Here is a 14712-nt window from a genome sequence, read left to right as displayed (position 1 = left end):
TATCATGTCACCGCGAATAAATTCGCCGTTGGCACTTCCTCCACGCATCTATTGCCAAGTGGCTTCCGTGCCTTTCGTTCTATTTGGTGAACAGTTGCAACTGCGATATGAACAGCATCAATATCAGCTTTTGCTGGAAGGTTGCTGCGGCCTAAAAATTGCTCTGCTAAATTCAGCACGCATTGGTTTAAGTTGAGTAATGATAGATTGCTAAGAATTTCTAGTCGTTGAGATGCAATTTTGGCATCTCCTTGGGTAGTTTCTTTCAAGACTGCTTGGGATGAGTACAGTTGAAAGTCACTGCGCCGTGTATTCCACCACTCCCTCGTTATCTCAATATTAGCCGCCACAATAATGTCTCTGCTTGGTCGAGCAGTAAGGTAGCCTAAGATACTGGTTTCAATATAGACAGTTTCACTCATAGATAGTAGATTGTAAGCTACTTCATTTTAGCTTATATTTTAGGTGCGTTACATTTCATTAACGCACCCTACAAGCGATTCCTAGGTCGCGCTTCGCTATCGCACTTTATCAATCTAACCTACTAGCGATTCCTAGGTCGCGCTTCGCTATCGCACTTTATCAATCTAACCTACTAGCGATTCCTGCGGAGCGCTTCGCTATCGCACTTTATCAATCTAACATACGAGCGATTCCTAGGTCGCGCTTCGCTATCGCACAAGAGGAGCAATTACTAGGTTATGATTCATCCTGTAAATATCCAATTCTTGATCTTAGAGTATTAAATAAGCGATCGCAATAAGGGGAAGATTGACGAACTTTAGTGACATCTAATAATTCTAATAGTTTAGAAGCGTGTTTAATTTTGTGATATTCACCCTTTGTAGTTCTACTACTAGCAATTTTCAGAGTACGTTCTAAATTATCTTTTGCAATAGTTTCTACATTAGTAGTTTTAGGAATACCACTTTCTTTAAAACCTTGTCCATAAAATTTTTTCAGAGTTGCAATATCCGCAATAAACCACGCTTCCATTGTTTGTACCATCAAATGGCAATTCTCATCATCAACTCCTGCTGGTTTATCCCAACCATCTCTTAATTTCAGATGTTCCCAAGGCGATTTTGATTTTTCATTTACAGGTGCTTCTGCATCAACCAACAAAATATTAAAAGCATCAGGATAAGATTTTAAATCATGTTTGAAATTACGGAAGGCATCAGTCCTTTTACCACACATAATGATTTTGATTGTTGATTCATTTTCTAATTCTTTAAAAAACTGACGAAACCCTTGTCTAAGTGAAGTTTTCTGACCGATGGAATCTCCACCACCTTCTATATAAATTCTAATCTCTTTTACCATCTGTTTCCACCTATTTCACCCATCCGCCACAAATCACCTAAAGTATAATTTTCTAACCAGTCTTTGAGTTTATCTGGTTTAAGTCTCCTTAAATGAGTTCCTGTATCATCTCTTTCACAAACTACTACAGATTCAGGATATTCACTCAACGCAGAAACCAAAGCATCAGAATGAGTTGTGACAATTAATTGAGTTCTCTGGGATGCTTCTATTAACATTTCTGCAATAGTTGGTAAAATATCTGGATGTAAACCTAATTCGGGTTCTTCAATACAAATTAGTGGTGGTGGAGTAGGATCTAAAAGTAAAGCCATTAAAAACAAATATCTCAATGTTCCATCAGATAAACGAGTTGCAGGAATTGGTTGAATTACATCTTCTTCCCGAATAAATATTTGTACTGTACCACCATATATTATTACATCTAATTCTTCTGCTGGCTCATAAAATTTTTTGAGGTTTTCAATAATTTTTCTATTACCTATTCGGTATTTTAAATCATTTAAAAATAAACCTAAATTACTGCCATCTTCCAATAAAGGATGTTGGGGTAAATCAGCTTTTTGAGCCTTTCTTGGTTCTGAATCTCGTCCCATTTGCCAGGAACGATATAAACTGATTTTAGAAAATTCTGTGCTTAAATAAGAAATTTCTGGATATCTATTTGGATCTTTTATTTGAGATAAAACTGATTGGTCTGAGTTAATTGAATGTAGTTCCCAAAGTTGTTCACTTCGTCTTTCTTGCCCTGATAAGGGATCTTTATCTCTTACTGTAAAAGAACGAAATCCATTATAATTGTTAAGATAATAAAATTGAAAACCTTCTTTTCTCGTTTCTGGTTCGATAAATTCATCTACTAAATCAAATCTTTGATTATATGTGGTAAAACTAAGCGTATAATCAAGTAAAATTGAATGTGATTTTTGAGGATAATCAATAGTAATTTTAATTTCTGCTATTGGAGTATCTTTATTACCTTTCCATAAAAATTCACTAATACCTCCACCTTGACGAAAAGGTGCAGGTAAATCTATAGGAATTGCTTTTAAAATACCAATAGCTTCAATTAAATTAGATTTCCCAGAAGTATTAGTACCAATTAACACATTTAGCGGTTGTAATTCAATTTCTTCACCTTCACTTCCATAAGAAAGAAAGTTTTGTAATTTGATTTTATGAATAAATCTTTTACCTTCCATTTACTTCTCCTAATATTAAATAAAACTATATTGTTGCTAATATTTTGGGTAAGGAATACACAATTATTTATGTTTTGCGATCGCGCAATCGCTGACTTGTCAGTTCGCTTGATGGTAGTTTTAATATCAGCTCTTTAAGTTCTTGTAACAACATAGATAGCTCCTATGCTTGAATCTTTGTCTAATATATGTTGTCTATTCAGTATATTATAAACGATCTCGCTTTATAAGTCTAATTTGAGCGATAGCGCAAGCGCTGACTTGTCAGTTCGCTGATTAAACTTAAAATCAATTGGCGATCGCACTTTATCAATCTAACCTACAAACGATCGCACTAACACCACCCAACAAGCGATTCCTACGGAGCGCTTCGCTATCGCACTTTATCAATTTAACCTGTGAGCGATTCCTACGGAGCGCTTCGCTATCGCACTTAGTCAAGGTGTAAATGGCAAACTGACAAAAGCCTTTTGGGAATCTAAGAAACAGTCTTTGCGGTTCGTACCAAAACAGTGTTAGCCATTACCATCTATTTGACGCGGAGATTAAAATTAAGTATTCATAGTTCCGTCACTGTCCACTTTAACCCTTGCATCTGGTTAGACTCAACGACTTTTGGATGCGGATCAATTGGTTTGATTAGACTTCTCAATTTAAGCTGTACCTTTGAAGGGTCAATAGCACGTGGAAATAACTTTGAAGTTTTTACTGGTTGCTCAAGATGCAAAACAACACGCAACTGTTGCCCTTTCAAAATTTCCCCAGCAAAATTACTTTCGGATATGTCTGATGCGTGAATCTTGGCAGGTAACATAGCCGCAAGGGTATACAAGACTTTTTGCACTACTTCATCTGCTAAATCTATGGTTTTAGTCCGAGGATGCTGTCTATAGTCCTTGGCTTCAATTAACCATATCACCTGACTCTCAATTGCGAGAAGATCAACTGCTTTAATACCAGGCGACATCTTAGAGAACTGGTTACGATAAAAAGCCCATTCATCGTACTTGCAAACTTTCCATGAATCCGGAAAGGTAAATATCAAGCTATCAACCTGGATGTTTATCACACTCAAACCCCACTACTGATAAAGCGATCAGATTGAGCAAGCTCTTCGTCCAGTGTTGTAATATCGCCAATTTCGTCAATCGTATCTCCTTGGTTGACTACAACACCGTCATCTGAAAAGTGCAAACCAAAGAATCGTGAGTTGAGTTCAATATTTTGCTGATCAGTCATTAATATTTCAAGCTCACGCAACAGGAATAAACTATGAGTGGCAATAAATACTTGAATCCCTATTTTACTTAGGCTCACAATGCTTTGAGCTACTTGTTTTATCAGAAGTGGATTGAGATTTGCTTCAGGCTCATCCCAAAATAGAAAACCTTTGTCCATTAATACCCCAGTTGCAATTAAACGCGCCAGCATTGCTAATTTACGCTGGCCTTCTGCAATAAGTGGCATCTCAAAGCGACCGCGCTCATTTTTTAAATAAAAACGCCCATTCTTATCTAGCTCGATTGAGCCACCCATTGATGTTTCAAGCGGAGCTAACAATTCTTGAATTCTTTTCTCTTTAGTCCCTCGCTGTAAAGGAGCGCCTAGAAGTATACAAGTATCTCGCCAAGTTTCTTCAAATTCAAGGTAATGGCCTTCGTAAACGGAAACAAAGTTTGGAAAAATACTCAGCAATTCACGAGTTGGGATATAAGCTGGTGAAGTGTCAAGCCAACCCTTTGGAACTTGCTCTATTAGCACTTCTGTTTTACTATTCGTAGAAAAGCTAAATTCAAAATTGAACTTTTTATCTTCAAACAAGAGTTTAATGTCACATCTCTCACGTCCTTGCTTTCTTCTAGCGAGTCGCCCAAGAGATTCTGGACGAAAAACATTGATAAGCTTGTCTGCTAGACGAGTTTGCATTAAAGCTTTTGTTGGTGTACTACTTGTTGGTTTGCGGCTTTCTTCCCAACTGGTTGCAAGCGCTGAATAAGCAACTTTAAGAAGATGTGTCTTACCCGATCCGTTTTCTCCAACTATTACATTCAGATATTTAGAGAATTGGAGATTTGCACTAGGAAAAACTGTGAAGTTTTTAATATTTAGATTATTTAGCATAGATTATTTTAAATGTTTACACTAATATTTTGTACTAATCGAACAGATTATATCAACCAACAAGCGATTCCTAGGTCGCGCTTCGCTATCGCACTTTATCAATCTAACCTACGAGCGATCGCACTTTATCAATCTAACCTACGAGCGATCGCAATTCATCAGTCTAACCTACAAGCGATCGCACTTGGTCAATCCAACCTACAAGCGATCGCTGATTACGCTTCCCCAACAGGCGAACTCGCACTAATGAATAATCAAACTATCTCTAGTCATTTCTAAAAAATCATAGGTCAAAAACAATTCGATTATTTGAGTAATATTTTGTAGAAAAAGTTGTTCAATTTGTTTGTTACTAATATTACCTGTGGTTATTAGTAGTAGTTTGTAAGGCTCTTGTTTGATTAAAAAAGAATCTAAAAAATCTTTATCTTTGGTAATAACAATTCTCTGTTCCAGGATTGATAGTTTGTTGATTTCCGAATCTGGAGTTGCATTTTTTAAAGGAAGATTTTTGGTATGTATAACATCATAACCTAAGTTCTCTAATAAATTGGCAATTCGCATTGGTAATTGAGCATCAATCAAGAATTTCATGAAACTAATTGGAGGATACTTTTAACTTGAGTAAGTCGAGTAGCAAAGCTGAGAACTGCTAAAATGTCTTCGTATTCTAAATCATCATAATCTTCTAAAATATCATCAATATTCATGCCTGAACTCAAAAGTTCTAAGATCATTTCCACCGGATAGCGCAATCCACGAATACAGGGTTTACCATGACAAATATCATGGTTAATTGTTATTCTATTTAATAGAAGGTTATTCATGATATTAGATGTTATGTTGGCACTAAATTAATTGTACTTGATTTTTCGAGTTCTATGACAATAGAAAAAAGCGAACTGAAAGTCACCGTTGCACGACTCTTACAGAGCGCTTCGCTATCGCACTTTATCAATCTAACCTACAAGCGATTCCTGCGGAGCGCTTCGCTATCGCACTTCATCAATCTAACCTGTGAGCTATCGCACTTAAACCCAATAGGTGATTCCTACGGAGCGCTTCGCTATCGCACTTTTTCAAATTCTCACGCTGCTTTCGCTAGTGGCATGAATATTTCAACGGATTCAAACGGTACAGATATTTTGTCTTCTTCTGTCCGTTCAATTAATCCGAGTTCTTCCAGGCGATTTACGTCTGTGTGTACGTTTGAATAGTTTCTTTCGGCTGTTTTTGCCAGCGCGTAAATACTGCATGGCTCTATTTTGCTTAAAGTATCAAGCAAATCAAGTCTAGCAGGTGTTAGCTCACTAAAAAGTGATTTTGCAGATTCAAATGAAAGTCTAAAATTTACTGGCTTTCCAATTTCGGAGTCTTTAATTTGTTGACGAGCGGCTCGGATTGCAGAACCACCCTTGGCTACTTCAATAATTGCTTTCATAATTCACTCCAGGTTTCAATGTCTTTTTCAAAATCGTCAAGCAATTTATCAATGCTTGTGAATTTGTAATCTATTTCGTGTGAATTTATATGTTTATGATCTCCTTTTTGTGCGTTCGTTGTCATATCGAATTCTACATTTTCCATATCAATCTAACCTACGGCTAAACTAACAAGTCAAGGTTCTTGAGAAAGAGATAAGATACGCTGATATAGCCGGGGACTGATGCGAAAACCAGCCTGGTTGATCAAAGCATCCATCACAGGTTGAACTTGAGGGATAAGACTTCTTTGTTTAGCAACAAGCAGAATACCCAGAATACCAATAACAGGTATCCCAAGCCGGAGAGCTTCTTGCCGTCCCAAGCGTTCATCAATGAGCAAATCATCGGCTTGTAGCTCAAGTGCCAAGGCTATAGCATTTGCTTCTCCAGCATCCAGTCCGCGTTCCTGTTGAAGCTGGTTAGCAAGTTGGGAGTTGTTAAGGAATTGGGTTTGAATCCAGTCCAGTTGGAGAATAGCTGAAATAGTAGGATTGCTGGCGGCTACCAATTCGCTGGCAACCACGTCAGGAATGATTACCTTATGGTAAATAGATTCTAGCAACCCAAGATGATCAACAAGGGCAAGATTCGAGAGAGCAGAAGTATCACTGACGACAATCATAGCCAGCCCCGACTCCGCAGGTGTTGAACATCCTGCTCAAAGTCTTCCACATCGTAATGGACACAAATATTGCGGTCTGCGAGCAGCTTTTGAAAGTTCATTATGTCTATTCCCGCAATTTTGCTGGCGCGGCTGAGGGAAATCCGCTGCTGCTGGAATAGGGCAATGGCTATTTCCTGAAGCCATTCACTCTGGTTAAAAGTTTCAGTTTTACTGAGGCTATCAGGTAGGTTCAGGGTAATTTGCATCAAGTTGTCCTCACGCAGTCACTTCTAATTTTAACTTTATCAATCCAACCTACAAGCGATCACACTGGCATGATTTTGACTTTTTCTTGATCATTAGCTTATCTGGGATTATAGCTGACGAGAAGTTACTCCGAAAAAGTCGCTTTTGTTCAATTAAAAATAAGGTGCGTTAATGAAATGTAACACACGCTACAAGATCGGCGATCGCACTTTCGTAACTCAACAACGAAGTTGACCATGTTAGACAGCAGTTACATCTGCAAACAATTCCTGAATTATTTCAGCTACTTTCTGAATCCCACTTTGAAATATGTCTATATCATTTTCTCGCATACTATTGAGTATCTTAGGTAAAGCTTCTTTCTCGGCTATTTTTTCGCAATAGTATTCAAATGACTCGAAGTGATCAAATGCACCATCCATTTTTTTACGAAATATATAAAACACAATTGCTTTCTCAATCATGTCTCTTAGCTTTTCGTCTTCAATAAATGTGTACATTATGAGTGACAAGTAGCTAAAAGTGACTTCATACCTGATGTATGGATAAAGACGCAGCATTGAGCATATCAGCAGAATATCGGAAATTTGTGTTACATAAGAATACAAAGTAACTAGAAACACTTTAGCTTCAGTTTGGTCTGCCATAAGCTGAGTGTAGCCTGGTTGAGATGTGTTATGCATCTCAATTTTTCTGCGGAGCGAGATCCCATTTTCATAGAAACTGTTGAATACTATTCTGTCGCGAACATAAGGTTCTAGATGATTTTCGATATCTTCAAAAGTGTTGTAGTCTTCACAAAATGAATCTTGATTCTCGTATTTTTTCCCAAATATGGTCGATATAAAATTCATAAAGAATTTGTCAAGTAACTCGCGATGCTTTTGTTCATTTTCGACTGCCAGCAATTGAATTGGCAATATAAAAAATTGAAATTTATAGCTCTCTAGAAGTTTGATGCTATCAATCAGGACACGCCGAAAATAACTTATATACACACCCATATCAATCGAGCATTCGGGAATTCTGAAGAAATGCTCTATCTTTAGAAAAGGGTCATGCAAGAGATGGAAGTCACCAAGTGATTTGAAATAGAAATTTTCATTTTCGGAAACGTTTAAGTAGATAGCACCACTCAATAAAAAGCATATGTTATGTTCCGTCAAACTCTCAAGCTCTACATCAATAATGTCAAGTCGTTTTATCCAAAAATACTTGACCTCATCCATGAATAGTACAATTTGCCTTGCAGTTAATTCGTCAATATTGTGGCTACTCGTAAACTGAGTAATCAGTTCATGATATTCTGATTGGAACTGTATGATATGTTTAAGAGTTGGTTGAGGCATTCGGGTATCCTAATTCGATATCATCAATGTTTCTGGAATCGCGTAGTTTTGCTTTAGCAAGTCAAAGAATCTCATCATAATGTTGAAGCAGTCTGCTTTTACGTCAGGCAAATTCTGAACAGCAAATATGTCTGGAACGATATGGTACTGATGGCTTGCATTATTGCACTTGAGCATAGATGCTTCTCTAATTGCTCCCCACAAACCATGAGCAAAACTTGAATCATATTCGTAAAATAGGTCATAAAGATACTTTTCTCCGACTTCTTCACTTTTTTGTCTAATCCCTTGCTTGTCGAAATATTTTAAATCAACGTCTATAAACTCTTCCCATTTAATTTCATTCACTAACATTTCTGCTAATGGTGGAACGAAATGAGCTGATTCTTCCAACTCATTTTCCCTAGCCTTCAACAAAACAAGTTTATATTTGCTGATTCCATACAACTTGTACTCTTCCCAGATTTTAGGATGATCGTTTTCCCGTTTCAACAAATACTTTAGAATAATCAAAATCTCGATCATCGTTCTCACTCCGTGCCGCCCTAGAATTCCGTTCCCCAAGTTGTTCTCATGTAATTCACAGAAAACTTTCAACGCATAAGTGATTGAACCAACGATAACGTCGAATCTGTCATTCAAAAGTGATTCTTTTTTGTAGGAATTTGTAACGTACTCCAATACTTTTCGGAATTGTTCAATAAATCGACGATAATCTCTTTCACTCTCTTTATGCATTATGCTGATGATGTTACATTTTGTAATTAGTCCAATACTCTCCCAAAATTTTGATGTGAAGTCGCTATTCTCGTTATCTCCAAATGCGCCTTCCATAGCTCTTACGGTTGGTCGATACATTTTCATCTTTTCGTCATCATGACTAGTATGAGGATAATTTGAAAGTGCTTCAATTGTATCAGTTAAATCCTTTGATATTTTAAGCCTTCCACAAAATAGTTGAGACCCTATGATCAAAAAACGTATATCCGTAGCTTCATCAGACTGATGAGGGGAGTATATCTCTACTGCTTTAGTAATCTTCTTTAGTCTTTCCTCAAAATGAATTTCTATAACATTAAAGGCTTCATTAAATTCTGGATAGTCTTTAGCTCGATATAAAATGGTTAGAGGAGACAAAACAAAAGGCTCGATTTGATCTAAAATGATTTGAAAAACAGATACTTGTTCGTTATGAGACAGTCCAAATATTTGCGACAATTTAGGTTCTGATAGAGTTGTAACCTGCGTAGAAATATTCTTCAATATTGCTCCCGCTTTTTCAAATCCCTCTTCTCTTCCATACTCCATAAGAATTAAGCCTAGCCATAAATATTGTGGCATTCGTTCTTTAGCCCATGAACTTAATTCCAGTTGGTCGCCAAAAGTATTATTGAAAGGAGTAACTACTCTCCCTTGCCGACGATTCAGTATGTGATCACTGAGACTACTGACGTTCTTTTCGCTTGTCATAAGTTGGTTTCTTTATTCAAAATTCACGCTAGGACTGGCACGATTTCAATCTTATGTCCACCGTTTAGTTACTCAAGCCATGCGCTCGATGCTTTTGACACTTTGATTTTAGGCTTCACAATTATCTATCTTACGCAATTCTGCGGACTGCTTCAATGGTCAGATGATTTCAATTTAATACCCAAAACTTGAGTATATGCACCTCTAGCTTGTGTCACCCCAATTGTCCGCTGTGCTGATTCTATCATCGGACGGCGCAAACTCACAACAATAAACTGTGCCTGTTCTGCCTGTTGTTTAATCATTCTCGCTAATCGTTCCACATTTGACCCATCTAAAAACATATCCACTTCATCAAATGCGTAAAATGGAGATGGACGATAACGTTGTAGGGAGAAAATAAAACTTAATGCAGTTAAAGATTTCTCTCCCCCAGACATAGAAGCAAGACGTTGGACGGGTTTTCCTTTGGGGTGTGCGACTAGGTTTAAGCCACTGTTAAAAGGATCTTCGGGATTATCTAGTTGCAAATAACCGTCACCATCGGAAAGAATAGCAAAAATAGATTGAAAATTCTCATTTACTGCGTCGAAAGCTTCTTTAAATGCTTTTTGACGTAGGGTGGTAAAGTTTTCAATTCTTAATAATAATTCTGTCCGTTCCCCTTCCAATGTCTCTAATTTTTCGGTAAGTTCTTGAAGACGACTTTGGACTTTATCGAATTCTTCCAAAGCTAACATATTCACAGGTTCCATTGCCTGTAAACGTTTACCTAAACTCCGCAATTCTTTTTGTAAGTCTTCTAAATCAACTTTATTGGGAACTTCTGGGAGGGGACTGGGTAATTCTGCACCTAAATCTCGCAGTTGGTTTTGCAGTGCTGTTAAATCTTCCCGGCGTTTTTGTTGAGTTTCTTGCAGTTTCTCAATTTCCCATTGTAATTGTTGTTGACGCAATAAGAGCGATCGCAATTCGGTTTCTGCTGTATCTCGGTTCTTTTTCTCTTCCCCTAAATTCTCTTCTAATTTCCGCAAATTAGCCTGAATTGAGGTAATTAAATGATTCAATTCTTCAACTTGACTATTAACTGTTGCTTGTTGCTGTTTTCCTGTGGTTTCTTCTTGCTGATATTGAATAACTCTGGTTTGGGATTCTTCTATTTTTTCTTGTAAACGCTGTTGTTGATTTTCTAAGTTTTTTAATTGCTGTTGAACATCTCTTAACGCTGTTTCCCGTTGTTGTAATTCCTGTTCTTGGGTTTTAATGATAGCCTGGATTTGTTGCCATTCGCTAGGGGTTTGGGAAGATTCCAACTCAGCTAAAGTATGTCGCAATTGTTGTAATTGAGTTTCTTGTTCTGGTAATTCCCGATTTAAAATTTCTAACCGTGATTGTGCAGATGTAAATTTTTGGGTATTTTGGGAAAGTTGAGAACGAGTATTTTCTAACTGCGTTGTTAAACCTTTAATATCTTTCTTTAACTGTTCTAAATATAATTGTTGTTCTCTCCGTCCTTGACGTGCTTCCGTTAATTCTAAAGTTAATGTTTTAGTGCGAGTTGCTAAAGTAGAAATTGCTTCTCCACAACGTTCTAAAATCCGGTCAATATCCATTAAGCGAGATTTCAAATTAGCGACTTCCTGAGATTCTCCGGCTTCACCGCTATCAAAGCGTAAAGATGAACGTTGACTACTACTACCCCCAGTCATTGCCCCGCTAGTTTCCAATAATTCCCCTTGTAAAGTGACTATGCGATATAGTCCCATATTTTTCCGAGCTTGTGCCAGCGTCGCAAATACTACCGTTGCACCAAAAACATAGGCAAATACATCATGATAACGGCGATCGCACTCTACCAAATTTACCGCATAATTAACAAAACCATCAGCTAAACGCAGAGTTGCATCTTGGGTAAATCTAGGGACTTTAACCTTATTTAAAGGTAAAAAAGTTGCCCTCCCTGCCCGTTTTTGTTTCAACAGTTCAATGCCCGCAGATGCCACACTATCATCTTCAACGACAATATGCCCCAAACGTCCACCCGCAGCCATTTCCAACGCTGTTTGATATTTGGGATCTACCTTACCCAACTGCACCACTAAACCACATAAACCGGGCATTTCCGACTGTAAAATCACCTTACTTGCTTGTGTTCCTTGTATTTCCTGTTGCGCTTGAGTTTGTGCCTCTAATTTATCTAATTGACGTTGTTTATCTCGTTGTTCTTGTAAAAGTCGCTTTTGGGTATCTTGTTGAATTTGTAACTCTTGTTCTGTCGCAGCGAGATTTTCCGCTAAATTTTGAATGGGTTGGGTAGAAGCATTAAATTCCGTTTCCAACCGCACACATTCAACTTGCTTTGCAGTTAATTCCGGTTCTAAAGTTGCAATTAATTGAGATTGTTCAGAAATCAATTCTTGTAATTGAGTATTGCGTTCCTGTAATTGCGCTTGTTCAGTGCGTTGCGGTTCAAGAGTATGCAGCAAAGATTCCATTTGCCGATTTAAAGCTGTTTGTTGTTGTACCCAAGCTTCCGAAGCGGTCGCAATTTCCGCAGCAGCTTGACGAGAAGATTCTAAATTTTGTTGGGCTATATCTCTTTCTGTTTGTAGAGACGTTACATTTACCGTTTCTATATTTTGTTTTTTCTTAGCTTCCTCTAAAGCCAGTTGATATTGTTGAATTTCTTGATAAGTTTGATTTAATCGCTTTGTAGATTCTTGAATAGATGCTTCTAACTCCCGTTGTTGACGTTGGAGTTGTTTCCGTTCCGCTTCCTGAGTAGCGAGATTTGATTGAACAGACAGAAGTTCCTCTTCCCCCAAAGCTTTCACCCGGAGATTGAGTTGATCTAATTCAGTAGTTTTTTGATCAATTTGAGAATTAGTTGTATTTAACTGAGTAGTAAAATCACTGAAATTGCGATCGCCCTCTTGAACTTGTGCAACCAGCTTTTCCTGCTGTGCTTGGAGAGAACGCCAAGATAACACAGATTCCCAAGACTGCTTTTGGATAAATTCAATTTTCAATAATTGATACTTTTCCGCCTTAGCCTTATCTTGAGAAAGGCGATCGCATTGTATACTTAACTCAGTCTGAATAATCCGACAACTATCCTCCTTATCCTTCACCTCATCCAAAGTAGACCTAGCTTGGATAATCTTCCGATCATAAGTCGCCACCCCAGCCAACTCATCAATAATTTCCCGACGTTCCCGCGCATTCATCGAGATAATACTCGTCACATCACCCTGCAACACCACATTATAACCTTCAGGATAAATCCGCAGTTCCTCCAAATCCTCATGTAACTCAGTCAAAGTACAAGCCACACCATTAATATAATAATTCGACGTATACCCCCCCTGCTGAGACACCCGCAACCGCCGAGTAACACTCCACTCAGACGATTTTGGATTTTGGATTTTAGATTTTGGATTTTCCCCTACTTCCCCTACCTCCCCCACTTCCCCCACTTCCCCCACTTCCCCTACCTCCCCTACCTCCCCTACTTCCCCTACCTCCCCTACTTCCCCCACTTCCCCCACTTCCCCTACCTCCCCCACCTCCTCCCTCTGCGCCTTTGCGCCTCTGCGAGAGACATCCGAAATATCAAAAGTCACAGTTACACTAGCTTCCAGCGCCGAACGCCCCTTATGTTTTTGAGCATTATTCACCAAATCCGGTAAACGTTCCGCCCGCATACCCTTAGAACTAGCCAGTCCCAAACAAAACAACAAAGCATCCAGAATATTTGATTTTCCAGAACCATTAGGCCCAGATATGACAGTACACCCCGGTAGTAAAGGGACAGCAGTAGTCCCACCGAAGGATTTAAAATTGGTAAGTTCAACGCGCTTGACATATACCATGAGGCACTGGTTAACTGGAAACTGGGTTAAGCAAACAATTGTACCAATTATTTGTCGTTTCGTGACTATAAAAAAGGGTAATAAATAAATTTATGCAGATTAACACACCAGATTGGGTTAAACACGCAGTTTTTTATCAAATCTTCCCCGACAGATTTGCCAGAAGTCAACGTTCTCGCCAAAGCTTCATAAATAATAGCAACTTAGAGGCTTGGGACGCACCACCCACATACCAAGGCTATAAAGGTGGTGATTTGTGGGGTGTAATTGAAAAATTAGACTATATTCAAAGTTTAGGGATTACGGCAATTTACTTTACACCCATTTTTCAATCTGCTAGTAATCATCGTTATCATACCCATGATTATTACCAAGTTGATCCCATGTTGGGGGGAAATCAGGCGTTACGAGAATTACTAGATGCAGCCCATTCACGAAATATCAAAATAGTTCTTGATGGCGTATTTAATCATTCTAGCCGAGGCTTTTTCTTTTTTCATGATGTGTTAGAAAATGGTTCTAATTCTCCTTGGGTAAATTGGTTTAAAATTCAAGACTGGCCGCTTGCACCTTATGATGGTAATTTACCTGCTAATTATGATGCTTGGGCAGGGATTCGCTCTTTACCAACCTTTAATCATGATCATCCAGATGTAAGAGAATACATCATGAAAATTGCCGAATATTGGTTAGAATTTGGCATTGATGGTTGGCGTTTAGATGTACCCAATGAGATTAAAACTCCTGGTTTTTGGCAGGAATTTCGCCAACGAGTTAAAGGTATTAACTCAGAGGCTTATATTGTTGGTGAAATCTCGTCAGATGCCCGTGAATGGCTCGATGGTACACAGTTTGACGGGGTGATGAATTATTTATTTAATGAAGCTGCCATTGCCTTTGCAGTAGGCGATAAAGTAGTATTAGACTTAAGTAGGTCGGCGGAAAAGTTTCTAACTATGTAACGAAAAGTTAAGAATGGTTATTTTTGTTAAAATGAATACGTTCTGTACTGTATTG

15 protein-coding genes and 1 pseudogene are annotated in these 14712 nt (G+C 38.1%); 2 read left to right on the top strand and 14 right to left on the bottom strand.

Annotation, left to right across the window (positions count from 1 at the left end; genetic code table 11):
• Positions 1-2: 2 nt before the first annotated feature.
• The 5 genes from AN490_RS03055 to AN490_RS03035 all read right to left on the bottom strand — a co-directional run bounded on the left by AN490_RS03055 (position 3) and on the right by AN490_RS03035 (position 4649).
• Positions 3-422, bottom strand: a complete 420-nt coding sequence (locus AN490_RS03055) for a type II toxin-antitoxin system VapC family toxin (RefSeq protein ID WP_299999828.1) — start codon at positions 420-422, stop codon at positions 3-5.
• A 277-nt stretch (positions 423-699) separates the two neighbouring features.
• On the bottom strand, positions 700-1326 hold the full coding sequence (locus AN490_RS03050) for a DUF4276 family protein (RefSeq protein WP_299999826.1): 627 nt from the start codon (positions 1324-1326) through the stop codon (positions 700-702).
• Complete coding sequence (locus AN490_RS03045) at positions 1320-2528, bottom strand: AAA family ATPase (protein WP_299999824.1); 1209 nt, start codon at positions 2526-2528, stop codon at positions 1320-1322. The genes AN490_RS03050 and AN490_RS03045 overlap by 7 nt, the downstream gene beginning before the upstream one ends.
• Before the next feature lie 559 nt (positions 2529-3087).
• The gene (locus tag AN490_RS03040; RefSeq protein ID WP_299999822.1) at positions 3088-3597 is read right to left on the bottom strand and encodes a hypothetical protein; all 510 of its coding nucleotides are present in this window, start codon (positions 3595-3597) and stop codon (positions 3088-3090) included.
• Positions 3598-3599: 2 nt separating this feature from the next.
• A complete protein-coding gene (locus AN490_RS03035) occupies positions 3600-4649 on the bottom strand; it encodes an AAA family ATPase (protein WP_299999820.1) in 1050 nt (349 codons plus the stop codon).
• A gap of 12 nt (positions 4650-4661) precedes the next feature.
• Here AN490_RS03035 and AN490_RS03030 point away from each other — a divergent pair, with 12 nt between their 5' ends.
• A complete protein-coding gene (locus tag AN490_RS03030; RefSeq protein ID WP_299999818.1) occupies positions 4662-4928 on the top strand; it encodes a hypothetical protein in 267 nt (88 codons plus the stop codon).
• Here the strand turns inward: AN490_RS03030 and AN490_RS03025 are convergent.
• The 9 genes from AN490_RS03025 to smc all read right to left on the bottom strand — a co-directional run bounded on the left by AN490_RS03025 (position 4893) and on the right by smc (position 13695).
• Entirely contained in the window at positions 4893-5243 is a 351-nt protein-coding gene (locus AN490_RS03025) for a DUF5615 family PIN-like protein (protein ID WP_193898725.1), read from the bottom strand. The two genes, AN490_RS03030 and AN490_RS03025, sit on opposite strands and share 36 nt — an antisense overlap.
• On the bottom strand, positions 5240-5476 hold the full coding sequence (locus AN490_RS03020) for a DUF433 domain-containing protein (protein ID WP_015080100.1): 237 nt from the start codon (positions 5474-5476) through the stop codon (positions 5240-5242). Before AN490_RS03020 ends, AN490_RS03025 begins: the two co-directional genes overlap by 4 nt.
• A 260-nt stretch (positions 5477-5736) precedes the next feature.
• Entirely contained in the window at positions 5737-6090 is a 354-nt protein-coding gene (locus AN490_RS03015; protein ID WP_168632936.1) for a MarR family transcriptional regulator, read from the bottom strand.
• On the bottom strand, positions 6087-6215 hold the full coding sequence (locus AN490_RS22865) for a DUF6516 family protein (RefSeq protein ID WP_335337449.1): 129 nt from the start codon (positions 6213-6215) through the stop codon (positions 6087-6089). Before AN490_RS22865 ends, AN490_RS03015 begins: the two co-directional genes overlap by 4 nt.
• Before the next feature lie 51 nt (positions 6216-6266).
• Positions 6267-6755: a DUF3368 domain-containing protein gene (locus AN490_RS03010; RefSeq protein WP_299999808.1), complete on the bottom strand. Its 489-nt coding sequence runs from the start codon at positions 6753-6755 to the stop codon at positions 6267-6269.
• A complete protein-coding gene (locus tag AN490_RS03005) occupies positions 6752-7003 on the bottom strand; it encodes a UPF0175 family protein (RefSeq protein ID WP_168496463.1) in 252 nt (83 codons plus the stop codon). The genes AN490_RS03010 and AN490_RS03005 overlap by 4 nt, the downstream gene beginning before the upstream one ends.
• A 240-nt stretch (positions 7004-7243) precedes the next feature.
• On the bottom strand, positions 7244-8353 hold the full coding sequence (locus tag AN490_RS03000) for a hypothetical protein (RefSeq protein WP_299999802.1): 1110 nt from the start codon (positions 8351-8353) through the stop codon (positions 7244-7246).
• Positions 8354-8362: 9 nt separating this feature from the next.
• On the bottom strand, positions 8363-9823 hold the full coding sequence (locus tag AN490_RS02995) for a DUF5677 domain-containing protein (protein WP_299999800.1): 1461 nt from the start codon (positions 9821-9823) through the stop codon (positions 8363-8365).
• A gap of 152 nt (positions 9824-9975) precedes the next feature.
• Entirely contained in the window at positions 9976-13695 is a 3720-nt protein-coding gene (gene smc, locus AN490_RS02990) for a chromosome segregation protein SMC (RefSeq protein WP_299999798.1), read from the bottom strand.
• A gap of 92 nt (positions 13696-13787) precedes the next feature.
• Between smc and AN490_RS02985 the strand changes: the two are divergent.
• Positions 13788-14633 (top strand): annotated as a pseudogene (locus AN490_RS02985) (glycoside hydrolase family 13 protein); the annotation flags it as partial.
• Between the last annotated feature and the right edge of the window lie 79 nt (positions 14634-14712).

The organism is Anabaena sp. AL09, from assembly GCF_001672255.1.
Taxonomy (GTDB): Bacteria; Cyanobacteriota; Cyanobacteriia; order Cyanobacteriales; family Nostocaceae; genus Dolichospermum; species Dolichospermum lemmermannii.
The sequence above is the reverse complement of the archived record's forward strand: the minus strand, read 5'-3'. Positions and strand labels throughout refer to the sequence as shown.